Source organism: Algiphilus aromaticivorans DG1253, assembly GCF_000733765.1.
GTDB classification, from domain to species: domain Bacteria; phylum Pseudomonadota; class Gammaproteobacteria; order Nevskiales; family Nevskiaceae; genus Algiphilus; species Algiphilus aromaticivorans.
This window is the reverse complement of sequence record NZ_JPOG01000001.1, coordinates 997215-1022896: the sequence shown is the minus strand read 5'-3', so window position 1 is coordinate 1022896 and position 25682 is coordinate 997215. Positions and strand designations below refer to the sequence as shown.

The 25682-nt window shown below is 65.2% G+C and carries 23 protein-coding genes; 7 read left to right on the top strand and 16 right to left on the bottom strand.

Going from position 1 to position 25682, the window contains the following annotated elements:
- Positions 1–7 precede the first annotated feature (7 nt).
- Complete coding sequence (locus U743_RS04760; protein WP_043765939.1) at positions 8–1180, top strand: CmpA/NrtA family ABC transporter substrate-binding protein; 1173 nt, start codon at positions 8–10, stop codon at positions 1178–1180.
- Positions 1181–1341: 161 nt separating this feature from the next.
- On the opposite strand, the gene U743_RS04755 is transcribed toward U743_RS04760, so the two are convergent.
- From U743_RS04755 to U743_RS04735, 5 genes are all read right to left on the bottom strand, one after another.
- Complete coding sequence (locus U743_RS04755) at positions 1342–1644, bottom strand: hypothetical protein (RefSeq protein WP_043765935.1); 303 nt, start codon at positions 1642–1644, stop codon at positions 1342–1344.
- The gene (locus tag U743_RS18665) at positions 1641–2288 is read right to left on the bottom strand and encodes a tetratricopeptide repeat protein (RefSeq protein ID WP_198021930.1); all 648 of its coding nucleotides are present in this window, start codon (positions 2286–2288) and stop codon (positions 1641–1643) included. The genes U743_RS04755 and U743_RS18665 overlap by 4 nt, the downstream gene beginning before the upstream one ends.
- A gap of 67 nt (positions 2289–2355) precedes the next feature.
- A complete protein-coding gene (gene bamD / locus U743_RS04745; RefSeq protein ID WP_043765930.1) occupies positions 2356–5211 on the bottom strand; it encodes an outer membrane protein assembly factor BamD in 2856 nt (951 codons plus the stop codon).
- Entirely contained in the window at positions 5208–6578 is a 1371-nt protein-coding gene (locus tag U743_RS04740; protein ID WP_156966335.1) for a hypothetical protein, read from the bottom strand. Before U743_RS04740 ends, bamD begins: the two co-directional genes overlap by 4 nt.
- Complete coding sequence (locus U743_RS04735; protein ID WP_156966334.1) at positions 6575–7132, bottom strand: hypothetical protein; 558 nt, start codon at positions 7130–7132, stop codon at positions 6575–6577. The genes U743_RS04740 and U743_RS04735 overlap by 4 nt, the downstream gene beginning before the upstream one ends.
- Positions 7133–7462: 330 nt before the next feature.
- Here U743_RS04735 and U743_RS04730 point away from each other — a divergent pair, with 330 nt between their 5' ends.
- Both U743_RS04730 and U743_RS04725 read left to right on the top strand, forming a co-directional pair.
- Positions 7463–8857, top strand: coding sequence for an OmpA family protein (locus U743_RS04730; protein WP_043765919.1), 1395 nt, complete (start codon positions 7463–7465; stop codon positions 8855–8857).
- A gap of 8 nt (positions 8858–8865) precedes the next feature.
- Positions 8866–9237, top strand: a complete 372-nt coding sequence (locus U743_RS04725; RefSeq protein WP_084191364.1) for a cupredoxin domain-containing protein — start codon at positions 8866–8868, stop codon at positions 9235–9237.
- 138 nt (positions 9238–9375) lie between these two features.
- Here U743_RS04725 and U743_RS04720 read toward each other — a convergent pair whose 3' ends face one another.
- Entirely contained in the window at positions 9376–11958 is a 2583-nt protein-coding gene (locus U743_RS04720; protein ID WP_043765913.1) for an MMPL family transporter, read from the bottom strand.
- A 774-nt stretch (positions 11959–12732) separates the two neighbouring features.
- Between U743_RS04720 and U743_RS04715 the strand changes: the two genes are divergently transcribed.
- The 4 genes from U743_RS04715 (at position 12733) to U743_RS04700 (ending at position 15969) form a co-directional block, all read left to right on the top strand.
- Positions 12733–13689: a DUF3034 family protein gene (locus tag U743_RS04715; RefSeq protein ID WP_232226719.1), complete on the top strand. Its 957-nt coding sequence runs from the start codon at positions 12733–12735 to the stop codon at positions 13687–13689.
- A 78-nt stretch (positions 13690–13767) separates the two neighbouring features.
- Entirely contained in the window at positions 13768–14268 is a 501-nt protein-coding gene (locus tag U743_RS04710) for a group I truncated hemoglobin (protein ID WP_084191363.1), read from the top strand.
- Between the two features lie 265 nt (positions 14269–14533).
- Positions 14534–15061, top strand: a complete 528-nt coding sequence (locus U743_RS04705; RefSeq protein ID WP_052367534.1) for an FMN-binding protein — start codon at positions 14534–14536, stop codon at positions 15059–15061.
- A 2-nt stretch (positions 15062–15063) separates the two neighbouring features.
- Positions 15064–15969 carry a PepSY domain-containing protein gene (locus U743_RS04700; protein ID WP_043765908.1) on the top strand — a complete coding sequence of 302 codons (906 nt, stop codon included), beginning with the start codon at positions 15064–15066 and terminating at the stop codon, positions 15967–15969.
- Between the two features lie 31 nt (positions 15970–16000).
- Here U743_RS04700 and U743_RS04695 read toward each other — a convergent pair whose 3' ends face one another.
- The 10 genes from U743_RS04695 to ribH all read right to left on the bottom strand — a co-directional run bounded on the left by U743_RS04695 (position 16001) and on the right by ribH (position 25539).
- Complete coding sequence (locus U743_RS04695; RefSeq protein ID WP_043765905.1) at positions 16001–16483, bottom strand: pilin; 483 nt, start codon at positions 16481–16483, stop codon at positions 16001–16003.
- 102 nt (positions 16484–16585) lie between these two features.
- On the bottom strand, positions 16586–17458 hold the full coding sequence (locus tag U743_RS04690; protein ID WP_043765903.1) for an SDR family oxidoreductase: 873 nt from the start codon (positions 17456–17458) through the stop codon (positions 16586–16588).
- Between the two features lie 75 nt (positions 17459–17533).
- The gene (locus U743_RS04685) at positions 17534–18475 is read right to left on the bottom strand and encodes an electron transfer flavoprotein subunit alpha/FixB family protein (protein ID WP_043765901.1); all 942 of its coding nucleotides are present in this window, start codon (positions 18473–18475) and stop codon (positions 17534–17536) included.
- A gap of 33 nt (positions 18476–18508) precedes the next feature.
- Entirely contained in the window at positions 18509–19255 is a 747-nt protein-coding gene (locus U743_RS04680) for an electron transfer flavoprotein subunit beta/FixA family protein (RefSeq protein WP_043765898.1), read from the bottom strand.
- Between the two features lie 128 nt (positions 19256–19383).
- The gene (locus tag U743_RS04675; RefSeq protein WP_043765895.1) at positions 19384–21039 is read right to left on the bottom strand and encodes an electron transfer flavoprotein-ubiquinone oxidoreductase; all 1656 of its coding nucleotides are present in this window, start codon (positions 21037–21039) and stop codon (positions 19384–19386) included.
- A gap of 128 nt (positions 21040–21167) precedes the next feature.
- Complete coding sequence (locus tag U743_RS04670) at positions 21168–22964, bottom strand: acyclic terpene utilization AtuA family protein (RefSeq protein ID WP_043765893.1); 1797 nt, start codon at positions 22962–22964, stop codon at positions 21168–21170.
- A 100-nt stretch (positions 22965–23064) separates the two neighbouring features.
- Positions 23065–23604, bottom strand: coding sequence for a phosphatidylglycerophosphatase A family protein (locus U743_RS04665; RefSeq protein ID WP_052367533.1), 540 nt, complete (start codon positions 23602–23604; stop codon positions 23065–23067).
- 32 nt (positions 23605–23636) lie between these two features.
- On the bottom strand, positions 23637–24566 hold the full coding sequence (gene thiL, locus U743_RS04660) for a thiamine-phosphate kinase (protein ID WP_043765890.1): 930 nt from the start codon (positions 24564–24566) through the stop codon (positions 23637–23639).
- Positions 24567–24580: 14 nt separating this feature from the next.
- On the bottom strand, positions 24581–25045 hold the full coding sequence (nusB, locus tag U743_RS04655) for a transcription antitermination factor NusB (protein ID WP_232226718.1): 465 nt from the start codon (positions 25043–25045) through the stop codon (positions 24581–24583).
- Entirely contained in the window at positions 25042–25539 is a 498-nt protein-coding gene (ribH, locus tag U743_RS04650; protein ID WP_043765883.1) for a 6,7-dimethyl-8-ribityllumazine synthase, read from the bottom strand. Before ribH ends, nusB begins: the two co-directional genes overlap by 4 nt.
- Positions 25540–25682 lie beyond the last annotated feature (143 nt).

Below are 25682 nucleotides of genomic sequence, written 5' to 3'. Positions count from 1 at the left end.
TTGTCAGATGACACCAAGCATTGAAAAACAGGCGCTACGCGTCGGCATCCTGCCGCTGACCGATGCGGCACCCATCATCGTGGCGCGCGATCTCGGCTTCTTCTCCCGGCAGGGCCTGGATGTGGAGATCTGCCTGGAGACGGCCTGGGCGACGATCCGCGACAAGCTCGCCGCCGGCCTGCTCGACGCAGCGCATATGCTCGCGCCGATGCCGCTCGCCGCCGCCCTGGGATTGGATGGCATCGGAGTGCCCATGATCACGGCCCTGTCGCTCAATCTCAACGGCAACGCCATTACCGTCTCGCGTTCGCTCTACGAGCGCATGGGAGCGATCAACGGCGATCCGGCGGCAGCTGGTGTCGCGCTCAAGCGCGTGCTCGATTCGGATCGTGCGGCCGGCGTGCCACCGCATGTATTCGCCCACGTCTACCCCTTCTCCACGCATCACTACGAATTGCGCTACTGGCTTTCCGGTTGCGGCATCGACCCCGACCGCGATCTCGAGCTGCTTGTTATCCCGCCGGCCCAGATGGTTGAGCATCTGAGGCTTGGGCGCATCGATGGCTGTTGCGTCGGCGCGCCCTGGAACACGCTTGCCGAGGCCTCCGGCGCGGGACGCATCCTGCTAAGCAAGCACCAGATCTGGAACAACAGCCCGGAGAAGGTGCTCGGCGTCACCGAGGAATGGGCTGAGGCCAACCCGGAGACGCATACCGCACTCGTCGCGGCGCTTATCGAAGCCGCGCGCTGGCTGGATCATCCCGACAACCGCGATAAAGCAGCGCATCTGCTTTCAGCGAGCCACTATGTCGACGCCCCCTCGCACATTATCAGCCAGTCGCTGACCTCCGGCGCTGCACTTGCGAACCAGGACCCTGGGCTCGTCTTCCACGCCGGAGCTGCGACCTTCCCTTGGCGCTCCCATGCGCAGTGGTTCCTGCGTCAGATGCAGCGCTGGCGACACGCTCCCGCAGACATTGATGTGCCTGCCATTGCCAATGCCGTGTATCGGCCGGATCTCTATCGCGTCGCGGCAGCGCGCGTTGGGGAGCCGACACCACGACGCGACATCAAGCCGGAGGGTATGCACGCAGCGCTGTGGCAGACGGAGACGGAAGACGGCGTCATGACGCTGGGTGCCGACCGCTTCTTCGACGGCCAAAGGTTCGAGGCCCAGTAAGGCCTACCGGCGCAATCGCGCGGAGCAGCAGCCTGAGGGGTCACCCGTTTCGGATCGCGATGCTCCCCCGCCTCGCGATCCGGTGGACCGATGCCATCATCGCTCTCGGCCGGATGCCCTGCGCCAGCACGGGGCCAGCCCACGGACGATACAGAAGCGAGTCAGCGTCGCTTCGGCTGCGCGCGATGGAAGCGGTGCAACGCCTCGTACTGCAATGCATGGGCGCGTGCGTCGCGCAGAGCATCCGCGTCGGCGCCGAGATTGCGCACACGCGGCGGCCGATCGATATCGCTCACGGCTTCCTCCCGCCACGGTTGCAGCACCATACCGAAGGCCGCATCGTAGTCCCCGATCACGGCGCTGCCGTCGGCCGACGCCTGCTTCTCGGCGGGCTGACCGGCCGCATCGGGGGCGAGCAGCAGGAAGGCCAAGGCCCCCAGCCAACACCCGGCGAAGCGCTTCATGGCTGCCGCCCTCGCTGACCGTCGGAAACTGCAATCACCGCTGTCCCGGGAGGGACGCCTTCCAGCGCATTCAGCCAGACGCGAACGATCAGGCTGTCCTGTTCGCGATCGAGATCGAGGTAGCGCCGGTAATGCTGCCTGGCCTTGCCGGGATTGCCGAGATGGACATCGTAGAGAATGCCGATGTTGCGATGCGCCTTGGCGTAATCAGGCCGCGCTTCCAGGGCACGCAGATAGGCGCGCTCGGCGGCGTCATGCGCGCCGCGCTGACGCAACAGCACGCCGATCCAGTTGTGCGCAACCGCATTGCCCGGGTTGGCTGCCACGGCCGAGCGAAAGTGCTGAAGCGCCCGAGCCGGTTCGTTGTCGGCGCGCATGGCGATAATGCCGAGATTGGTCGGAGGACCGGACAGTTCGGGGTGGGCTTCCGCCAGCGCCTGCAGGATCGGACGCGCCTCGTCGTAGCGGGCTTCGCGCATCGCCGCGAGGGCTTGCTGGAAGCGCTCACGCACTTCCGGCGAAGAAGCCTGTCGCGCCGAAGTGCGCTCGGAGGCCGATACTGCCCCGCTCCTGACCGAGCTATCGCCCCCCGAGCGCGGCGACGACGCGCAGCCGGCGACGACAGCCACAAGCCCGACCATCATCGCCCCTCGAAGAAGGCGCCCGACGCGCCTGTGCCCATCCGGCAAGCCGGCCACTGCTGATGATTGCTCAATCGATCTCGGCATACATTTCCTCCTGGCGCTCGCGGCGCGCATAGCGGCCCGGCGCCATCTCCGCCAGCGCGCGACCGCTGGACATGACCCATTCGTCCCAGACCCCTTCTCGCAAGTACTCGAGATTGCGCTCGTGCTCGGCGATGGCGCGCTCCTCGAAGGGGAAGGCCTCATCCTCAAGCATCAGCTCGTAGGCATCGCGCTCGAAGTCGTCGAGACCCGGCGGGTGCTGGGCGTTGCGTAGATCACGCGCCAGCGTTGCGTGCACCGCGCCGAGGCGATAGGCGGCTTCGGTCACGAGCTCGTCAAAGCCCGAAGCGCGCGCGGCGCGCAAATGCTCGAGGGCCTCTCGTGTCAGGGGCTGACGTCGCTGCAGGCTGGCGCGCAGAGGATAGGAAAGGCGCACCGATCCGGCGCGATCGGCCAGCGCAGTGCCCAACATGAGTGCTGCGCGCGCCGCCGCAAGCTCCGAATAGGCGCTTGCCGCAGCACCGGCTTCGCGATGCGCGCGGCGCACCGCGCGCAGCCACTCGACGCCATCCTCCCCACCGGCAAGCGCCGCCAGGCGCAGTCGCGCGCGTTGCGCGCGGTCCAGCGGCACACCGAAATCCTGCAGATAGGCGCGATAGCCCTCGGCGGCGCTGCGCCGTGCCTCCGCTTCGTCGAATAGCGTGGCGGCCTGCCACACGGCCTCGCGCCGCACCTCGGCCGACTCCGTACGGCGCTGGCCGATACGCAGATAGACCTCCGCGGCCTTGCGCGGCGTACCCAGCTCGCCATAGGCAGTAGCCAGCCACTTGTCCGCGTCCGGCACCAGTTCGTGATCGGGATGGCGCCCGACGAAAGCCTCGAACAAATCCGCAGCCTGCGCCCAGTCATCGGCCTTCACGATCGCTGCGGCAGCATCGTAGTCCGCCTCGGGCCGCTGCGGCGCATTCGGCACCACCGTGCCGATGCGCAGAAAATGCGCGGCGGCCTGCCGGAACTCACCCGCCTCGCGGGCCTGCTCACCCTGACGGTAGATGACGGCTCCCAGCTGATGCGTCACCGCCGGGCGCTGCGGATCGCGGGAGGGCATCTGTTCCAGCAGTTCGCGATACGCGACCTCGGCGAGTTCGAAGGCATCACGCGCGAAGTGGCTGTCGGCACGCACATGCATCGCCACCCGCCACAGCTCCGTGGCAGGCGCCGCCTCGGCGAGCACGGCATCAGTCATATCGATGGCCGGCTGATATTCGGTTAGCGCAAGGGACGCCTCTGCAGCGCGGACCAACACGCGCGCCCGTTCCGGGTGCCCGGAGAAGCGCTCTGCCAGCTGACGGGCGGCGGCGATGGCCTTTCGTTGCTCCGCGTCCCGCACAGACTCGGGCGCCTCGCGCGCAAGCCGGAAGCGCGTTTGTACGACAGCCAGCGCCGCCGCCGGTGCCTCTGCGGCCTCCGGCGAGTCGTAGGCGACGCGCGAGAACTGGCGGATCGCTTCTTCAGGAGCGCCAGCGTCGAGCAGGGCGTCGGCATGACGCATGCGCACCGCGGTGCGCTCCGGGCCCTCGGCTAGCAACACCAACCATTTGTCGTACCAGTGTGCAGCGAGGCGATGCGCACCCTCGCGTTCGGCTACCTCCGATTCGGCAAGCGACTGGGCGTGGGCGTGCTGATCGGTCGCGAGCAGATCGAGTTGCTCGCGCAGGGTCGGATCAATCCACTCCGGTGGCTCGCGGCCCTCCCAGTAGCCGGTTTCGGGATGGTAGGTCGTCACGAAGGTGGCACGCGCCTCGCCCGCGAGCGTCCCGAAGTCGCCGTCCTCGTAGGCTTCCACGACCCGTACCTGGAATCTCGGCGCCAATTCGTGCCCGGGAAAGCGCTGGGCGAAGGCAGCGAAGGCGTTCGCTGCATCGCTGTAGCGCTGCCTTTCGAGCAGGGCCTCCGCCGTTGCCCAGTAGTACAGCGGCGCCCCCTCGGGCGAGAGGTCCCGCCCGCGCAAGGTCTCGGCTCCACCCAGCGCGATGAGGGCGCGACTGAATCCGCGTAATGCATCTTCCGCGATCTCGCGATGTGGCCCTTCGAAACCTTCGTCGTCGAGCACCGCTTCGGGGCAGCCGTTGGCGCAGCCGGATTCGGGTAGCAGACGCTCCAGAATGGCCAGAAATACCTCCGCAGCTTCACCATGACGACCCGCGCGCAGCTGCGTCCAGCCCAGCTTGTAGGCAGCGAGTTCGTAGAGCGATTCAACCTCGGGGCGGACCGCAAGCAGACGCTCGTATGCCTCGGCGGCCTCGGCGAGCAGGTCTTCGCTGTAGAACATCTCGCCGGCGCGAAAGGCGGCGTCCGCATACAAGGCGGATTCCGAATGCCGCTCCGTCAATGCGACGAGGGCGCGCGCAGCATCTGCGCGCCGGCCCAGCAGATCCAGCGCACGGGCCTTTTGATAGCGCGCCAGATCATTGCCCGGCGCGTCGGGCATCTCCTCGAGCAACCCGTCGTAGAGCCGCAAGGCCGCGTGCAGGTCGGCCTCGTCGTTGTTACCGGAATCAACGAAACGCCGGATGCGCAGATAAGCGGCGCGCCGCATAGCCTCGGCGCGAAGCTCGGGGGCGGCCTGCAGCTTAAGCACGCTGTCGTAGTGCGCGATGGCAGCATCGACGTCCGCTGCCGTCTCGCCGCCGCGACGCGGTGTCAGGATGTCGGTCTTGTCGACCGTGAACCACCCTCCACCTTCGGAGAGGCCCGCGCCCGCCCTGGTGGTAGCGCCCACCTTGGGTGCCGACGGCTCAGCACCCGGCGTCACGTGCTGGCACCCCGCAAGCACCGCCAGTGCCGCGCCACAGATCATGCCGCGCCAGTATCCGGTCATGGCGCAGCCTCCTTCCCGCTTCCCGACGCGACAGCAACATCGGTGGCGCCGGGTTCGCTCATACGTGCCAGCGCGAAATGGGCTTCGGCCATGTAGCGCTCGGTGAGCGCCAGCCGAGATGCCATCAGCTCCGTCGCGCGCTCCTGCAGCGCACGCTCCTGGCTACGCAACTCCGGGCGCAGGCTGGCAGCCACCGTACGCGCCTCGGATACCACGTTGCCCTCCTGCAGCTGAGTTGCCGTCTCCATGCGGTCCACGACGATCGTGAGCAGCTGCGTTCGCTGGGCGATCTCACGGAAGCGCAAGTCGGCCATCAGGTAGTGCGCGTAGAACAGACCCGGGACCTCCCGCCCGCCATTGCGCCACCACTGGGCAGCCCGCCGCTCCACGGCCCACCAGGGCCATCCGCCCGGCGGGTCCATGGCGTTCTCCCGCAGCGCGTCAAGCAACGCGCCAGAATCGACATGGGCCAAGGCATCATCGAGCAGATCCCTGCCCCGACGCAGCGAATCCAGTGCACGCTTGTAGCGCTCGAAGGCCTGCTCCCGCGCACCGAGGTGCTGGTAGGCGTAGGCAATCGCGAGCAGACCTTCCTGTACGGGAGGATCGAGCGGATCGCGGCCGATCAGTTCCTGCCAGACACCCAGAGCCGCTTCCAGATCCCCGGCTCGCTCGCTCCCGGCCACCCCGGAGGCACTCCGAAACGGCGTGCTACGGCGGAACGCAGCGAGTGCATCCGCGGAGGTCGCGCGCAGCGGCGTAGCGATCGGCGCCCAGACTGAAGACGAGTCACCGGTCCCGGCGCTCGCTGGATCGCCTCCGACGGGGAGTAGATAGCTCCACCCCAGGGCCAGCAATGCCTCGGTGGCATAGGGGCCGGGGCTGTGCACCGAGCTGAAATGCTCGCGTGACTCGTGGGCCGCGCCGCGCGCCAGCGCGCGACGACCGAGCAGCAGATGCACCTGGTCGCGCACACCGCGCGCTATCGGGTCGCTGCCTGCCGTAGCGTCGAGTAGCGCCTTGAGCACGGCATCGTCTGTGCCGTCCTGCGCGAGCTTTCGGAGGGCTTCGTCCAGCGACGGTTCTCCGCCCGATCGTACCGCAACGCCGGAATGGGTCAGTGCTGCGACAAGGTCCCCGACAACCGCTTCTTGCAAGGCCACCTTGCGGGCCGCGATCGCGGGCGACAGGGCATCACTCGGGATGCTTGCCAATTCTGCGGCTGCGCGATAAGGGTGCCCGCTATCGAGCAGCCACTGCGCATGAGCAAGGCGGGGGTCGACCGCAAGCTCCGCGACGGCAGCGGAGGTGACGAGCAACGCGGCGGACAAGCCGCTCATCCAGCGCCAACCGGCTGCGGGCCTCATGGCTGAGCACTCCATTCGCGACGTTGCAACGCGTGGCGCCGGAACATCCCGTCGCGCGTAATGGCCAAGCGCAAGCCGAGCGGCTCGGACTCCGGAACATAGTCCGTTTGCAGAGCAAGACGCACCATATGTGCGCTCATGCCGGCACCAGTCTGGCGCGCCAGGATCTCGACGTGCAGCGGAACAGTACCGGCACCTTCCCAATCATCGCGCAACCGCAGCATGCCGCCACCCAGCAGCGCCGCTGCGCCGCGATGCCCCAACTCGATGCGCACGGCTTCGCGACCCGCCACGGTCAGCGTTGCTTCCTGCAGCATCAGATCCTCGGTCTCCACGCCGATATAGACCTGAACTTCCCCGTTTCCGACCGCCGAGGCCTTGTTCTGCGCGTACAAGCGCTCGACGGCGAGAGCCTCATGGACTGCAGCGACGACCGGGCTGTGCATTGAATCCGTCGGCGGCGATGCAAGCACCGGTGCCGGTAGCAGGGCGCAGATCAGCAGCCCTTGTCCGAGCAGGAGTCTTCGACCACTTGATAGGAGCCAATCCAGCATTCACGCCTCCGGCGGGAGCACCGCCCAACCTCTGCCTCGTGAAATAGCGGGAGCTTCTTTGCCCGCGGCCGCCGTCAGCCGATCGCGCTTTCTAGCTGATAGCGCAAGCAAGGCATGTGCCATACCGCGTCACGAATAGCTGGCATGCCTTTTGCTTGATTAAACCCGGCCCGAAAAATGGGCGACAGATTGCCGCGGTCAACGGGGACCGCCCCTCGGATAGCGAAGTCCATCCAGCCCTTCAAGGGCGGGGTGGGCTTTTTTGTTGGGGCACCAATAAGCCCGAAGGCCGTCGACCGGCACGAAGATGGACAACTAGGGAGAAGCGCAATGACGAACGTAGATAGCCTCGCGGCACATGCCAGGCAGGCGTGGTCGCGTACCGCAACAATCGGCTTGGCCTGGCTCGCACTACTCCTGCCGGCATCGGGAGCTGCCGCCGACTACGACAGTCGCTACTACGTAATGCCCATGGCCTCCTATGTCTTCGCGGACGACGAGCGTCATACCGACGACGGCTATGGCGCAGCCCTGGCCGTGGGCCGCCGGCTGACGGAATATATGGCCGTCGAACTCAGTGCCAGCTATCTCGACTACGGCGACGTCGATCCGGAGGAGAGCGGCCTGCTCTGCGGCGGTCTGGGCGTAGCCTGCCCCGACGGCGGCGACTTCGATCTCTACGGCGGCGGCCTGGGCCTGAATCTCTACCCCTTCGCTGGCAATCTCTACCTGCATCTGCAGGCACTGGCCGGCAACCATGGCCACTACAGTGGCGGGCTCGGCTATGAGATGGGCGGCTTCGGCAACATGTCCTTCGTCGTCGAGGCGCTCTACCAGAGCGCGGCCGATGTCGAGGAACCGCGCATCAATCTGGGACTGAAGCTCCCCTTCGGCGCCGCGACGGCCGTAGCAGCCGCGGCGCCACCAGCTCCGGAACCGATGCCCGAGCCCGAGCCGGAGCCCGTGCGGGTCGTGGAAGCGCCCTGCGCGATAACGGGTCCGGACGGCCCTGTCGACCTGTCCGGCTGCGAGCAGGACGACACCATCGTGCTCGAAGGCGTCAACTTCGCGGTCGACAGCACCGAGCTCGACGAGAGCGCGAGGCGAACATTGGAGCGCGTCGCGGAAGCTCTGGTGGTCGAACGCCCGGACCTCAAGGTCGAGATTCGCGGACACACCGACGACTCGGCCTCCGAAGCCTACAACGATGATCTCTCCTCGCGGCGCGCGAAAGCCGTCAAGCAGCGCTTGGTCTCGCTGGGTGTTGCCGAGGGTCGCATGAGCGTGCGCGGATTCGGCGAACTGCAGCCCATCGACGACAACGACACCGCCGAGGGACGTGCTGCCAATCGCCGCGCGGAACTGCACGTTGTGGAAGAAGGCGGCCCTGAGAAGGCTCCGCCCGAAGCCGATACGAGCGCCGGGACACCCGAAGAAGACGCCTCTTCGGACACTTCCGCCGATGCTGTGACGTCGGATTCGACAGTGACCATCGAGAACTTCGAGTTCTCGCCAGAGGCACTCACCGTGCCCGTCGGCACGACCGTCACCTGGGTCAACGCCGACAGGCGCGCTCACATCGTCGCATTCGAAGACACGGAAAGCCCGGAGCTCTCAACCGGCGACAGCTACGAGCGCACTTTCGAAGCGAGCGGCAGCTACGAGTACAGCTGCGGCATCCACCCCTCGATGACCGGAAGAGTCGTCGTATCCCCCAGTGACTAAGGAGTTCCATGAGTCCCATGACCCTACGACACCTGCTACAGCCGCCAACCATGCTGGCGGCGGCCCTGCTCTTCGCCGTTGCTCCTATTGCATCCGGGGCAGAAGACGCATCACCCCCACCCGAAGGGTCGGCGAAGGTAGACATCGTCGATTTCATGCGCTTCGACCCCGAAGTGCTCGAAGTAACGCCGGGTACGACCGTCGTCTGGACCAACTACGACGGTTCGAACCACAAAGTCACGCTCGCGGACGGCACCAAGAGCGGGCGTCTGCATATGGAGTCGACCTGGTCCCACACCTTCGACGAGCCCGGTACTTACGAGTACCACTGCTCCATGCATCCGCGAATGAAGGGGACCATCGAGGTCAAGGCCCCGTGAGCAAAGGCCGCTGCCGCGTTTCGAAGGATCGAAACCGGTAGCGGGCATGAGGTCTCTCCCGGTCTGTAGAGACCATTTGCCCCGCATATGCGGGGCATTTTTTATGGCCACGCTACCACCCTGCGCCACCCTACCGACCTACTGCACTTGGGCACGCACCGAAAGCCACCGCTCGCGCAGCACCAAGAGGCTCGGCAGCAACACGACGCTGGCCAGCAAGGCCAGCAGGATGGACATGCCCGTAACGAGGCCGAAGCGCTGCAAAGGCGGCGATGTTGCCAGTGCCAGAACGCCGAAACCGCAGGCCGTCGTCACCGCGCTGCCAAGCAATGCGCCGCCGGTACCGGTCAAGACCTCCTGCATGGCGTCATGCAGCGACACCCCGCCCACCCTGGCACGCGCGCTCAGGAAGCGCTCGCCGATGTGCACGCTGTAGTCGACCCCGATGCCTATAGCGAGGCTCGTGATCACCACCGTCTCCGAGTTGAAGGGGATCCCGAGCAAGCGCATCAGACCAAGCAGACACGCCAAGGCCACTACCACCGGCAGCAAGAGCAGCGGTCCCACACCAGGCGCATGCCACCGCATGCCGTAAAGCACGGCGAGCAGGGCTGCGATAACGATCAGAGTGATGGCGAAGCCTTCGACCAGGGTCGCGAACAAAGCGGATTGCACCTTGGCACTGAGCACCGGCCGACCCGTCGCGACTGCGCGCACCGGCGCACGTTCTTCGATGATGCTGGCCAGCGCGCTAATGTCCGTAGCGATGTCCTGCACGGAGGCATTCAGTAGCAGACCTATCGGCAGCCGCGCTGATTGATAGACACCCTCCCCGCGATACAGAACCTCGGCAGCGCGATCAGGTGAGAGCGTAAACAGTTGATCGTAGAGGGTCGCTACGTCGCGGTCGGGCAAGCCGTCCCCATCATCGTCACGCTCGGCGAGTGCGGCGGCAAAGTCGGCATCGGAGCGCGCGGCCATGCGGATCAAGCCAGCCGGGCTGGCGGTCACAAAGGTGCCGTTACGTGTCGCGCGCAAGGATACGGCCTCGATAGCCTGCAGCATCTCCGGCGAGGTCACGTCACCACGCAGGAGAATCTCGGCCTCCATCGGCCGTGCGATCAGGCCGAAATGGTCGAGCAGATAGGCGAAGTTGTCCTTGACGGAATAATCCGCCGGTGCCAGAGGCGCGGGCAGGCTCCGCAACCAACTGGGGGCCTTGGAAGGTTGGAAATCCGTTCGCTTGAAGCTGGTGTCGATACCGAGCGCCGCAACGAAACCTGCCACCGCCAACACCAGCGCAAGAAAGCTCACGCGCCAAGGCCAACGCACCCCGGCGTAAGCGGCCGCAAGAAGAAGGCGGTTAAGCAGCCCTGGCGCCCGGCCCAGAGCGTGTCTGCGACGCGTCCGCCCGCGCTTCTGCAGAAAGGTTTCGAGCAGCACCTTGAGCGCAGGCACGAAACTGGTGAAGACAAGCAGCGTCGCCAGAATGCCCAAGCCGCTGATCAAGGCGAAGTCGCGGATGGATTCCAGCGGGCTGAAGATGTTGGCGAGAAAGCCGATGGCCGTGGATACAGCCGCAATGCCGAGCGCGGGCAGCACAGGGAGCAAACCCCGTGTCATCGCGTCGCGAGGCGCCGGTCCCTGTATCCCATCGGCAAGGCCCTCCGCCGGCGTCTCGCCCGCTTCGCGATAGCGCATGAGCACATGCAGCGCGTAGTCGACGCCCAGACCCACAAGCAGGAAAGGCACTGCGATGAGGATCGACGTCGAGGGGATCGCCAGCCACCCCTGCAAGCCCTGAAGCCAAAGCACGACGACAACGACACCAAGCAGCGTCAATGCGATGTCCCACGGGTCGCGCAATGTCAGCGTGAGCACCACTGCAAGCAAGACCAGAGCTATCGGCGTGATCAACCTAAAGCTGTCCGCCACAGCACGGGTCGATTCAGCTTTCGCCACGCCCTCGCCGTGAATGAAGGCGCCGTCAAACCAATCGGACAGCATGGCGTCGATACGAAGCTGCGCACGCCGCACCTCCTCCATCGAAACTGGCGCACTATTAGGGTTGCGCTGCGAGAGCAGCATCGCCCGCGGGCCACGCGGGACATCCTCGCCCTCAGCACCTACCGGCAGGAAGCGCCGCGGATTGCTGCCGGCCGGCGCGGTAGCAGGATCGACCACGGCGGCAATCAACGCGCGAAACTCCGCCTCCGCGAGGCGCTCGACGGCGCTGATCTGAGCGTGCAGGTCGCAGTCCGCCTGCGCCACGCGCGTTCCTTCCTGCCGGGGCAGAGATGCCCCGGACTCGTCAGCAACTTTCTCAGCCTCCATCGCGCAGGCCGCACGCCCGACGAAATTCTCCAACCCCTTCACCGCATCGGTCGCAACAAGCGTGGGCGCAATTTCGGGATGCGACGTGATCGCGGCCTGGAAACGCAGCCCCCTGAGCACCGCAGCCATGCCGGGCAGCCGCTCGGCGCCATCGCGCACGATGATGTAGGAGTCGATGTGCTGCGTGGACGCGTAAGTGGCTTCTATGACATCCCGCGCCTCGTGCGCGGGCGAGCGCATGCTGACCTCGCCGATATCGCCCGCGACTCGGTCACCGAGCACCGCGCCTGCGGCGACAACGCCGGTCAGCACGGCCACTGCGAGCACGGCCCATCCGCTGCGCCGCGCAACGAAAGTGGCGTACCGAGGGCTCAGATTGGAGCGCATGAAGGGCTCCAGCGGTTATCACTGCATCGCGTATGCGACGCAAGAGTTGCGGAAAATTGATAGGTCATCGAACGGCGCTTCCTGAATAGCTGCGCCCCTCGCCGCGCGCGAAAAGTGCGCTGCAACGCAGGTGACGCTGTGGTCCAGATCGGTGACCGCCTTCGGTCCAAGCGCGCCGCTGCGGTACGAGCGCATGCAAGCTTGAATAGCAAGCCATGTGCCAGCGTGTAGACGTCACCCCCTGACTTCACGGCACGTCGCCGGCCTTGGCAGCGCCTACTGTCGACACGTTCCGTTGACTCACCGTCGAGATGGAAGCAGCCGACCTCCGTCCAGGCGATGCCTCGGAATGGTGCGCTGCAGCATCTAAGGGCAGCGGCGGTGCACCGTTGGTGCGCAAAGCCGCCCGCTTTGCGGCCGCAGCCTCACCTGAACGCGACTCCGGGTCCAGCAGGGCGAGCCCCAAGAACGCGCACACAGCACGCCATTGCCAGCTTTCCGAAGATTGGCACGGCATTTGCTGATATTCACCCAGCGCCGATGACGGCGTCACTACAAAGCAGTCTGATTGGCAGCGCCGCCAATCACACCGGCGAAGGAGTCCGCTTTCTCAGCTACTGCTGAGGGTGGACTTTTTTTTTGTCATCGCGAAGTGCCGACCAGAAACCCCTACGGCACACACTCGATACCAGGGAGCAAGACCCAATGAAAAAGATACGTGAAATGCAGACTACGAAACTCGCTTGTGCAACCGTCCTCGGCGCTTGTCTCAGCGTGTTCTCCACAAGCAGCTGGGCGCAGTACAACGACGGCAAGGTATTCCTGACTGGCGGCGTTGGCATGATCGACGGTGCAGGTGGTGGCGGCATCACCCCCTGGGCCACAATCACCGGTTACGGAAGCCGTGACGGCATCAACGGCGGTATCCGCTACACCTACGCCAATCTTCCGGGTTACAGCCTGAATGCGCTGGGCGTGGCATTCGGTTTCTATGACCGCTTCGAGCTGTCGTACTCGCGCAACGTTCTTCCGACTGGCACCACCTTCGATACGGTCGGCCTTGCCCTCGATCTGTTGAATGGCGCTGGGGCGGGCATCGACCCCTTCAACACCACCATCAAGATGGATGTCTACGGCGCCAAGCTCAGGCTCTTCGGCGACGCAGTCTACAACTCGCAGAGCCTGATCCCGCAGGTCGCCATCGGCGGCTTCTACAAGGTTAACGAGAACGAGGCACTGCTGAGTACCCTGCAGGCGAACAAGGCAGAAGACTGGGAAGGCTACATCGCCGCCACCAAGATCTTCTTCCCGATCAGCACGCTGTTCAACATCACCGCCCGCTATACCTCGGCCAACCAGACCGGTTTGACAGGCTTCGGCGGCGGTGACGAGAACGAGAAGGAGATCCGCTTCGAGGGCTCTATCGCCCATCTGCTCAACAAGCAGACGGCTATCGGCGTCGAGTACGCACAACACGGTGACAACCTGGACGGCCGCAGCGTCGCGCTGGGCTCCCTGGATCTGACTCCCGTCACCGATCTGCTCGGCGGTCTGGGGCTCGACATCGGCGACACGCTGACGCAGCTCGACGAAAGCGACTGGGTGGATGTCTTCTTCGCCTATGCCCCGACGAAGAACCTCTCGTTCACGGTCGCCTACGCGATGCTCGGAAACATCACGCTGACACCCGAGCAGCACGGCTTCTACATGTCGATGCACGCGACTTTCTAGACCCACCTGCAGCAAGCGCATCTGCCCGTTCGCGGGCAAGGCGCATCGTTACCAACAAGCAATCATCGGAGTACAACCATGAAACTCTCAACCTCAGCCATCAAAAAGCTCTTCGCATGCACCGCCGTCGCGGTGGCGGCCTGTGCCACGACACCTGTCCTCGCTCAGGACGGCTCGGCCTACGGCGAATCGGGCAAGGCCAAAGCCTTCCCTGGGATACCCAGTGGAACGGTGGAATCGCTCGGCGGCGAGCAAGGCGTCCGCATGTGGGTGGAAGCTCTATTCCACTACATCCTGCTCGACACCCGGATCGCGCCCATCTTCATAGAGTTCGGCAACATCGACCGCCAGATCGCTCTGAACACGCAGCTCGTGCAGCGTGTTCTGGGTGGCAATGTGGAATACATGGGCGCGAGCATGTCGGCTGCACATTCCGATCTCGGGATCACCATGAGCGAGTTCAACGCCGTGGTTGAAGCGGCTTACAACGCCTGCGAACGCGTGAACTATCACTACTACGAGTGCAACCAGATCATCGCTGGTCTGGCCCCCTTCACCTTCGACATCGTGACGCAGTAGCTCACGCATCCGTCGCGACATGCCGCCCAGTGCGGCGGCATGTCGCAATGCGGCGGAATACCCAGCTGACCGCGGCCGCACGGAACGCGACCGCCTTCGCCACAAATCTTCATCCAAACCAGAATCACATAAGCTCATGCGCAATAAAAAGACTCGCCCCGTAGGGGCCCTGATTCGAGCAGTAACAGGGCATCGATCGGTCGACGACCCACGATGCCGTACCGCGCAACCTACCTCTTCCATCGAGCTGCTGGGCATCGCAGCGATGTGTGTAGGCGCAGCGCTCTTCCTTTTCGATTACGTGCTTAGCGTCGCGCACGCCGAGGAGAAATTCGAGTTCTACATCTACTTTCAGGAACCCGAGGACTTCCTGAAGGAAGCATTCGACGGAGAACCGCCGTCGCCGCAAGTCCTGCAGCTGGGTGACAGCGAGCAGCAACGCATCCGCGAGGTCTATGGCCGCCCCTTTCCGAAGCCGCGACTGCACTACTGGAGCGCCGATGGCAAGACCGCCTGGATCTTCGACGACATCGGCAAGGAAGGCTATCAACCCACGACCAGTGGCTTTGTCGTGAAGGACGGCACAGTAGTGGCCGCGCGCGTACTGACCTACCGGGAATCCCGTGGCGAGGAAGTGGGAGAAGATTTCTTTCTCGAGCAGCTCGAAGGCGCGCGGGCGGATGGCAACGGCCTCGACCAGACAGTGGACAGCATTACCGGCGCCACCGAGTCCGTGGACATGATGAAGCGCAAGGCGCGCACCGCAATCACACTTGACAGCCTGGTGAACTGACCATGGCGGATTCTTCGCTCGAAATCTCGAATAGCAGCGACAGTGCGCTGGCAACCTCGGACACACGCTTCAACGGGGTTCTTCCGCAGCTGATCCGCGAGTGGCGGCAACGCCGCGCAGCGAAGACCCAGACCAGCGCGCAACGAAATTCTCTGGCCGCCTTCCTACGCAAGTGGCACAAGCGCGCTGGCGTCTTCGCCTTTGCCTTCATGATCTGGCTGGGGGCGAGCGGCTTTCTCATCAATCAGAGCGCGGAGTGGGGCTACGACACCGCCCGTATCGATTGGCCGGCGCTGATGTCACTCTACGGGCTCAAAGCATCCCCGCCCCGCGAAGGCTTCGTCGCAGGTAACCACTGGCTTGCCGAAGGGGGCGACACTCTGTTCCTAGACAGCAAGCCGGTCGACTTTTCCATCAGCAAACCGCGCGGCATGGTCGCGAGCAGCGCGTCGGGCCAACAGCTTCTTTACGTGGCCGGACGGGAGTCGCTACTGCTGCTGACAACCGATGGCTCGGTCTACGACCGCTTGACCCCACCGATTCTGCCTTTGCGCACCATCCAGGAAATGGGAACGGTCAATGGCGACGTGGTGGCGATACGCGGCGAAACGGAGTCGTACCAGAGCCCCGATGGCGGTATGAGTTGGGAGCCTATCGCCCCAGCCGAGGTGCGCTGGTCCGGCCCGTCGGAACTGTCCGAAGCGCAGCGCGACGCGCTGGCGCCCTATTCACGTCCCAGCCTGCCGGCCGAGCGCGCACTGCTGGACCTTCACAGCGGGCAGATCTTCGGTGAAGCCGGCGTCTGGATCGTGAATATCGTTGGCATCCTTTCCATCTGGCTGGGCATCAGCGGCATCTGGATGACCCTGCGCATGCAGCGTCAAATGAAGCGCCGCGCCAAGGCTTAGAGCGGTCTCAGGCGACCGCGGCGGCGGTCGGTCAGGAAGCGCCGTCGCGGCAGCTCGCAGGCAAATAGATCGACGGAATAGCATCGCCGCCTGCAGGGGTTGTGCATCGCCAGCGTAGGTGGGTGCCGTTACTTACCTCGGCCCGCAGCACCAGCAATTTTCCCTTAATGGGGAAAAAGCCATATCGGATGCGGATCTCACGCTCGCTGTTGTTCCACCAGATGCGCTCGACATACTCTCCGGAGCCAGCACCGGTCGCCGTACTGGCGGGAAGACCAAGTTCCTTGAGCAGCGCCAGCCAGTTGCTGCTCTGCGGCATTCGGCCATGTTGAGCGTGGTACTCCGAGACGGCCATTTTGACTGGGCCGAGCAGCACAAGGCCCTCGCTCAGCTTGGCCTTGGTCAGGAAGTGCACATAGGTGCCCGCCGCGATCGCCGACAGGATGCTGACGATGGCGATAACGATCAGGATCTCGATCAGCGTGAAACCGCGCTGCCTGCCACGAAGACGCATCCCTGCCCTCCCCCGAAGCCGGAGAACATACCGGCACAGATCGGAGCCTAGCGCGCCGATAGCGCGCGGCGCAAAGCCGGCCTTAATGCCGCTGCGACGACTTCAGCGATCAACGTCCAGCGCTTTCGGCCGCCGCGCGCGGTGAAAGCCTTCGTATCGGGGTGCGCGATCGTGTGCCTCAAGCTCGAAGGCCTTGATGCCCAGAGAGCTGCCTCCGTCCACCTTGATGCAACTGCCGGTGACGAAGGCCGCGCCCTCGGAAAGCAGCCAGCAGATGGCGCTGGAAACCTCGGCTTCCTCGCCCATGCGCTGCATCGGCGCCAGACGGCTCAGCTTCGGAATCACCTTGCGGGCGAAATCGGGATCGTAATGATCCATACCGCTGGAGGCGATGTAGCCCGGCGCCACAGCATTGACGCGCACACCGGCACTGGCCCACTCGGTAGCCGCAGTCTCGGTAAAGTTGAGCATGCCAGCGCGCGCCGCACCGGAATGTCCCATGCCCGGCATGCCGTTCCACATGTCAGCGATGATGTTGACGATGGCGCCGCCCTGCGCCTGCATGATCTGCTTGAAGCACTCGCGCGCCACCAGAAAGCCACCGGTGAGATTACTCGCAACCACGGCCTCCCAGCCCTTCTTGCTGATCGCTTCCAGCGGCGTCGGGTACTGACCGCCAGCGTTGTTGACCAGGCCATGAATGCGACCACGAGCGGCGACAATGCGCTCGATCGCGGCGGCAACGTCCTCTTCCTGGCGGATATCGAAGGCCTCGAAGTCGGCGTTGCCACCGTCCTCGCGGATCTCGGCGACAGTCGCCTCCAGTTTCTCCGCCTTGCGCCCGGTAATCACGACGTGTGCGCCCAGGCTGGCAAGTTCATGCGCGCAGCAGCGGCCGATACCGCTACCGCCACCGGTCACGATGATGGTTTGGTCCTGGAACAGTTCCGGCGCGAGTATCGATCGATAAGCCATCTAACTCTCTCCTGCAAGCAAAAACGCCCCGGCGGAACCGGGGCGTAGAAGAACAACCGACGGCGGGACGGTTGTCTACAGCTTCTCAGTCAGCTGCGGCACGGCCTCAAAGAGGTCGGCTACCAACCCATAGTCAGCCACCTCGAAGATTGGCGCTTCTTCGTCTTTGTTGATGGCAACGATGGTGCGCGCATCCTTGATACCGGCCAGATGCTGAATCGCGCCGGAGATACCAGCGCAGATATAGAGTTCCGGCGAGATGATCTTGCCAGTCTGACCCACCTGCATATCGTTGGCCACATATCCGGAATCCACTGCCGCGCGCGAGGCCCCGACCGCCGCGCCGAGCTTGTCGGCGAGCTTGTAGATGATGTCGAAGTTCTCGGAAGAGCCCAGCGCGCGGCCACCGGAGACGACCTTCGTGGCCGACTGCAAGTCCGGGCGATCGGACTTGTGCACTTCCAGCCCCTCGAAACGGGTGTGGTCGGGCAGCTCGGCATCGACGCTGGCCGCTTCCACGGCCGCGCTGTTGTCGGCAGCCACCGGCTGGAAGGAAGCCAGACGCACCGTGGCGCAAATCATCGGCTCGGCCGGCGCCTCGACGGTGATAATGGCGTTGCCGGCGTAGATCGGCCGATCGAAGCTGTTCGGGCCGTGCACGGCCATGATGTCGGTCACCTGCGGCACGCCCAGCAGCGCGGCGACGCGTGGCATCAGATCCTTGCCAGTGGTCGTGTTCGGCGCCAGCACGTGGCTGTAGCCACCCTGCTGCGCCAGCGCGACGATCTGCGGCGCCAGTATGGCGGCCATGGGATGGGCGTTGGCCGCATTGTCGACGACCAGCACCTTGGACACACCAGCCAGCTTGGCAGCCTGCTCGGCGACGGCCTGACCGGAGTCGGCGAAGACCGCGACATCGACATCACCGCCAATCTGCTGCGCACAGTCCATGGCCTTGGCCACACCGCTGTTCAGCTGACCTTCGATGTGCTCGGCGATAAGAAGAATCTTGCTCATGATGATTTCCTTGATTTTCCGTTTGACCGCGTCTTAGACGAGGCCCTTGGACTTGAGCTTCTCGACCAGCTCGTCGACGTCCTTGACCATCTCGCCCTTGCTGCGCTCCGGCGGCGGTGCGGTCTTGGTGACCTTGATTGGCGGCGCGGCTTCGACACCCAGCTCGTCCAGGCTGGTGGCGTCGATCTGCTTCTTCTTCGCCTTCATGATGTCGGGCAGCTTCAGGTAGCGCGGCTCGTTGAGGCGCAGGTCGGTCGTGATGACGGCCGGCAGATCCACTTCCAGCGTCTCGAGACCGGCGTCGATCTCGCGAGTGACCTTGGCCTTGCCATCACTCACCTCGACTTCCGAGGCAAAGGTTGCCTGCGGGCGGCCGAGCAGTGCGGCGGTCATCTGGCCGGTCTGGTTGGCATCGTCGTCGATGGCCTGCTTGCCCATGAAGAAGAGATCCGGGGATTCCTTCTCGAAGACCGCCTTCAACGCGCGGGCTGCGGTCAGCGGCTCCACCACTTCCTCGCTCTTGACGTGGATGGCGCGATCGGCGCCGAAAGCCAGCGCCGTGCGCAGGGTTTCCTCGCACTTGGCACCGCCGATGGTCACGGCCACGATCTCCGTAACGGTGCCCTTCTCCTTGAGACGCATGGCTGCTTCCATGGCGATCTCATCGAAGGGGTTCATCGAGTGCTTGACGCCGTCGGTGACCACACCGGAGCCGTCGTTCTTGACCTGGATACGCACGTTGTAGTCGACAACGCGCTTGACGCTGACCAGAGCTTTCATGAATGACCTCTATTCCTTGCTGATGTCGAAAAGCGGCGAGCCAAAGATTCTTTCGATACCTGAGGATTCAAAAGTAACCCCATGAATCAGAGAAAAATTTGGCTCTTGTTGGTTGAGCAGCCGGCTCGCTACATCGTCCCGTAGTTCGGACCGCCACCACCTTCCGGGGCGATCCAGGTGATGTTCTGCGCCGGATCCTTGATGTCGCAGGTCTTGCAGTGCACGCAGTTCTGCGCATTGATCTGGAAGCGCTTGCCGCCCGACTCGTCGTCGACAACCTCGTAGACGCCGGCCGGGCAATAGCGCTGCGCGGGCTCGGCGAACTTCGGCAGGTTGTGCTCGATCGGGATGCTGGCATCGGCCAGTGTCAGATGCACCGGCTGGTCTTCCTCGTGATTGGTGCTCGACAGAAAAACTGAGGACAGCTTGTCGAAGGAGAGCTTGCCGTCCGGCTTGGGATACTCGATCTTCTGCACCTGATCAGCCGGCTTCAGCGTGGCGTGGTCCGGCACGAGATCGTGCAGCGTCCACGGCACGTGGCCGCCGAGCAGGCTCTGCTCGATGAAGTTGAAGGCACCGCCGAAGAAGGCGCCAAACTTGTGAATCGCTGGCCCGAAGTTGCGACTGGCCTTGAGTTCGTCGTAGAGCCAGCTCTTCTCGAAGGCCTCGGCGTAGCCGGTGAGCTCGTCGCCGCCTTCGGTGCCGGCGAGCAGCTTCTCGGCGCAGGCCTCGGCAGCGAGCATGCCGGACTTCATGGCCGTATGACTGCCCTTGATTTTGGCGAAGTTCAGCGTGCCGGCGTCGCAGCCGATCAGCACGCCGCCGGGGAAGGTCATCTTGGGCAGCGCGTTGAGGCCGCCCTTGGTGATGGCGCGCGCGCCGTAGGAGACGCGCTTGGCGCCCTCGAGATGCTTGGCCAGCACCGGGTGATGCTTCAAGCGCTGAAACTCGTCGAAGGGCGACAGATAGGGGTTCTCGTAGGACAGATCGACGATCAGGCCCACCGATACCAGGTTGTCCTCCAGGTGATAGAGGAACCAGCCGCCGGGATTGTCGTCATCCAACGGCCAGCCGGCGCCGTGAACGACCAGACCGGGTTCGTGCTTGGCCGGGTCGATCTCCCACAGCTCCTTCAGGCCGATGCCGTAGTGCTGCGGGTCGCGATCCTCGTCGAGGCCGTACTGGCTGATCAGCCGCTTGCCGATATGGCCGCGGCAGCCCTCGGCGAAAAGGGTGTACTTGGCGCGCAGCGCCATGCCCGGGTAGAAGTCTTCCTTGTGACCGCCGTCGCGCGCCACGCCGAGGTCATTGGTGACAATGCCGCGCACCACGCCGTCCTCGATGATGGCGTCCTGCGCCGCGAAGCCGGGATAGATCTCGACGCCCATCGCCTCCGCCTGCTCGCCCAGCCAGCGCACCAGCTTGCCCAGGGAAATGATGTAGTTGCCCTGGTTGTGCATGGTCCGCGGCACGATGGCGTTGGGCAGCTTGGAGGCTTTCTCCGGCGACTTGAGCAGATGCATCTCGTCGCGGGTGACGGCCGTGTTGAGCGGCGCACCCTTGTCCTTCCAGTCGGGCATCAACTCGTCGAGGGCACGCGGCTCGAAGACCGCGCCGGAGAGTATGTGGGCGCCAACCTCGGAGCCCTTCTCGACGACGCAGACATTGATCTCGCTGCCGGCCGCCTCGGCCTGCTGCTTCAGACGAATCGCCGCGGACAGCCCGGCCGGGCCGGCGCCGACGACGACCACGTCGTATTCCATTACATCGCGTTCTTCTGACATGGCGTATCCCAGTCATGGCGGTGCCGGCCAGCGACACCGCATCCCTGTTGGTATTTGTTCGGCATATTGTAACGCGGCCGCAGCAGCGGCCCTTCGCCCCTACTGCCGACGATCGGCCGCCGCATGCCTCAAAGCCCCTCCAGCAGCTCCGCCGGCACCTGCACGGGATGATCGAGTAGCATCTGCGCGAAGGCCTTGCCCTGCGGATCCGTGCGCAGACTGGCCGCACCGCCACCGCCGAGGGCGTGGCGCAGCAGGAAATTCAAGCTGTGCGAGCCGGGCAGATACCAGCGCGCCACAGTGCCGCGATCCGGATCCAGCAGATGCGCGAAATAGGCAGTCACAGCCTCCCCGCTGAGCGCGTCGGCGATCCACGGCAACAGCTCGGGCTTGCGCGCGATAACGCCGACGTTGCCGTGATCGCCCTTGTCGCCGGAGCGCGCCATGGCTACGCGCAACAGCGGCACTTCCTGCAGATCCGTGGCCTCCCCCGGTGCCGGTGGCTCAACGGCCGCACGCGGCTCACCGGGGGCATCTATCAGCGGGATATCCACCGTCACGCGGCGATCCTCGACAGCGACCTCTACGGGCACAGCCGCCTTGTCGACCAGCGTCGAGAACAGCTTCGGCACCATGTGCGGCTGCGGACGCCCGCTACCGAAGTAGCCGGTGTAGCCGGGCGCCATGCCGGTGGCCGCCTGCGCGATCTCGCGTGAAAACAGCTGCAGAGCCTTGGCGTCCGGATGCTGGACGGCGATCTTCATCGCCACCTCGCGCGTAGCCCGCGCGCCGGCACGGGCATGCGGCCCATAGCTTTCTTCCGCGCCCACGGCGTGGATGTCCACGCCGGTGAAATCCCCCATCCCGCGCTCGGCGAACTGCTTACGTACCTTGGTGATGATGGCCTCGGCCACGGCGTGGCCCTTGGCCACCGCATCGGGGCCAGCCATCATGAAAAGCGCGGCGCAGCGCATGCCGGCCGGGTGCGTGGCGCTGACCTTGTACTGCCCCGTCGGGGCGCGACCGCGCGCACCGCGCATGGCCACCCGATCACCGCCCAGATCCTCGACGGTGACCTCGCTGAAGTCGCAGATGACGTCGGGCAGGTAGTAGCTTCGAGGATCACCGATCTCGTAGAGCATCTGCTCCAGCACCGTGCCGGGCAACACGGCGCCGCCGGTACCCTCCGGCTTGCTGATCACCATGCTGCCGTCGGCCGCGACCTCGGCGATGGGGAAGCCCATCTCGGCGTAGCCGTCGGCCACGCAGCGCCAGTCGGTGAAATTGCCGCCCGTGCACTGCGCGCCGCACTCGATGATGTGGCCGGCCAGCGAGCCGGCAGCCAACAGATCGAAATCCTGCGCCCCCCAGCCGTGCTCGTGCATGAGCGGCCCCAACACCACCGCCGAATCCACGCAGCGGCCGGTGACGACGATATCCGCCCCCTCGGCCAGCGCGGCGGCCACTGGCAGCGCACCCAGATAGGCGTTCATCGAGACAATGTTGTCGGGCAGCGGCTCGCCGCTCTCCCACTCCTTTGCGCCGGCGAATTCCTTCTTGCGTGGCATGAGATCGTCGCCCAGCACCACGGCCACCTTCATCGACACGCCGGCGGCCGCCAGCACCTCCTCCAGCGCCTTCTTGCAGGCCAGCGGATTGACGCCGCCGGCATTGGCGATGACCTTGATGCCCTTGGCGGCCAACTGCGGAGCCAGCCCGCCCATGACGTGTTGCACGAAGTCGTTGGCATAGCCCTCGTCGGGGTCGCGCATGCGCTTGGCGGCGAGTATGGACATCGTGATCTCGGCCAGATAGTCGAAGACCAGATAGTCGATGTTGCCCCTGGAAACCAGCTGCTCCGCAGCGGTATTGGTATCCCCCCAGAAACCCGAAGCGCAGCCGATGCGTACCGTTTTATCCGTCATTCCCCGTTCCTTCCCGCCAGTCGATGGAGGTGAGCAGCGGGCGAGATTGCCACACTTCCCGGCCCGGCAACCTACCCGCGGGTGGGTGGGATTCGCCGTATCACCAGAAGAAGAAATCCAGGCCGATAAGCACCACCCAGCTGGCCGCAGCCGCCATGACGCCCGCCGCCAGATCGTCGAGCATGATGCCCAGCCCGCCTTCCAGGCGCGCATCCAGCCAATCGATGGGCGGTGGCTTGAACGCATCGAAGAAGCGGAAGGCGACGAAGACCACCAGCAGCCCGGCCCACAGCGGCACATCCAGCCAACCCAGCGCCGGCAGCAGCGGCAGCGCGGCGACGCAATAGCCCACCATCTCGTCGAAGACGATACCCGGATGGTCGTGCACGCCGAGCCGCCGGCTGCTCGTGCCGCAGATGATCACGCCCGCGACACTCAGGACTAGCAACGCGACCACGTAGGCCGGCGCGTGCAGCCAGCTCAGCGCCAGGAAGAGCAGCACGCCCGGCAGTGTGCCGAAAGTGCCCGGCGCAACCGGCGCCAGCCCCGTCCCGAAACCGAAGGCGAGCTGATGCAGAGGCGAGCCCAGAATCAGTCGCGCCGGGAAGCGCACGGTCGCGCGACGGCCGGCCTCATCCATGCGGGCGCCCGGACAATCTCAAGAATTCACCCTCAAAAATGGCTGTATCCATTTGTAATGCCGTTATATTCCTTGCCTTCTGCGTCGAAGAGACGCGCGCGCTCACCAACCACGAAGCGCCCGATGACGCTCAGCGGCACCCCAATGTCCAGGCAGGCGGCCTGCGCAGCATCAAGCGCCTGCGGCGAGATTGCCACGGCCAGCTCATAGTCGTCGCCGGCGCCGCATTGCCAAGCCAGGCGGTGTTCCTCCGGCACAGCCAGCGCTGCCAGTGCCTCGGAGGCCGGCAGGCGATCGGCGCGGACCGCAGCCCCCACCCGGCTGGCGCGGCAGATATGACCGACGTCCGCGAGGAGCCCGTCCGAAACATCGATGGCGGCCCGCGCCAGGCCGCGCAGAACGCGCCCGGCCTCCAGCCGCGCGCGCGGTCGATGCAGGCGTAGCTGCAGCTCGGCATCGGCGTGGCCAGCCAGCGCCGCTCCGGCATCACCCAGCGTTCCGGTAACGGCCAGCAGATCGCCGTCGCGGGCGCCGTCGCGGCGCAGCGCCGAGTTGCGCGGCAGGTGGCCGATGGCGGTGATCGTGATCGTCAGCGGCCCGCGCGTGGTGTCGCCACCGGCCAGGCAGACGCCACCAGCATCCGCGGCTTCGCGCAGCCCGCCGGCGAAGGCCGCCAGCCAGTCCTCATCGGCTTCGGGCAACGTCAGCGCCAACAGGAAGGCATCGGCCTCGGCTCCCATCGCCGCCAGGTCGGAGAGATTGACGTTGAGGGCTTTCCAGCCGATGTCGGCGGGATCGGCGTCGCCGGCGAAATGACGGCCGGCAACCAGCGTGTCGCAGGCGACGACGGTCTCGCAGTCTTCCGGGGGCTGCAGCAGCGCCGCGTCATCGCCGATGCCCAGCGTCACGATGCCGCTAGCGGGGCGCGCGAAATGCCGCCGGATGAGCGCGAACTCGTCCAAGGCGGAAGCGCCGGCTACAGCCCGGCCTGCACCTGCGCGCCGCGCACGGTGTGGGCGACGCGGTCGAGCACGCCGTTGACGAACTTGTAGGACTCGTCGACGCCGCCGAACATCTTGGTGAGATTCACCGACTCGTTAACCACCACCCGCCAGGGCACATCCTGCTTGGCCATCAACTCGAAAGTCCCCAGCATGAGAATGGCGCGCTCGGCCGGGTCGAGCTCGACCAGCGGCCGGTCGAGGTGCGGCGCGAAGGTCTGGGTGATCTGCACCGCGTCGTCGGTGATGCCACGCAGCAACTCGTCGAAGTAGGCGCCGTCGGCGCGGCCGAGGCCCGGCTCCTCACGGAACTCGCGCAGCAGCTGCTCGGCAGGGGCCTCGTTGACCAACCAGCGATAGAGCGCCTGCACCGTCAGCCGTCGCGCCAGCCCGCGGCGACTCGACCCTTGCGCCTTGGGCTTGGCGGCGTCGGCACTCACGGTGCGTCGACCTCCCATTCGAAGCGAATCATCTCCAGCACCGCCTGTGCGGCCTCGCGGCCCTTGTTGTCCGGCCCCTCGCCGGCGCGCTCCTCGGCCTGCTCGGGGGTGTTGACCGTCAAGACCCCGAAGCCGACGGCGATGGCGTGGCGCAACATGACCTGCTGCAATCCGCGCGCGCACTCGCCGGCGACGAAGTCGAAATGCGGCGTGTCCCCCCGAATCACGGCGCCCAGCGCGACGACGCCGTCGAAGTGCTGGCCACGCGCCAGATGCTCGCAGGCCAGCGGCAGCTCATAGGCGCCCGGCACGCGGTAGACGCGGATATTGTTCTCGGCCACGCCCCAGTCGTGCAGCGCGCCCAGCGCGCCGTCCACGAGGGCGTCGACGACACCGGCATTCCAGCGCGTGGCGATCACGGCCACCCGCGTATTGGCGAACTCGCCATCCGAGGGCGCCGGCGGCGCGTGGTATCCGCTTTTGATATCTGACATGCGCTTGTTCTTCCTCTAGGGGAGAGGGTGTTTAGAAAACGTGGCGAGCGAACGCAGGTTGGTCGCCGCCGGCGCACAGAACGCGCAGTGTATAAGCCGATACATGAGCATTTCGAGCACCGCCAGCGACCAAGATGCGGAGC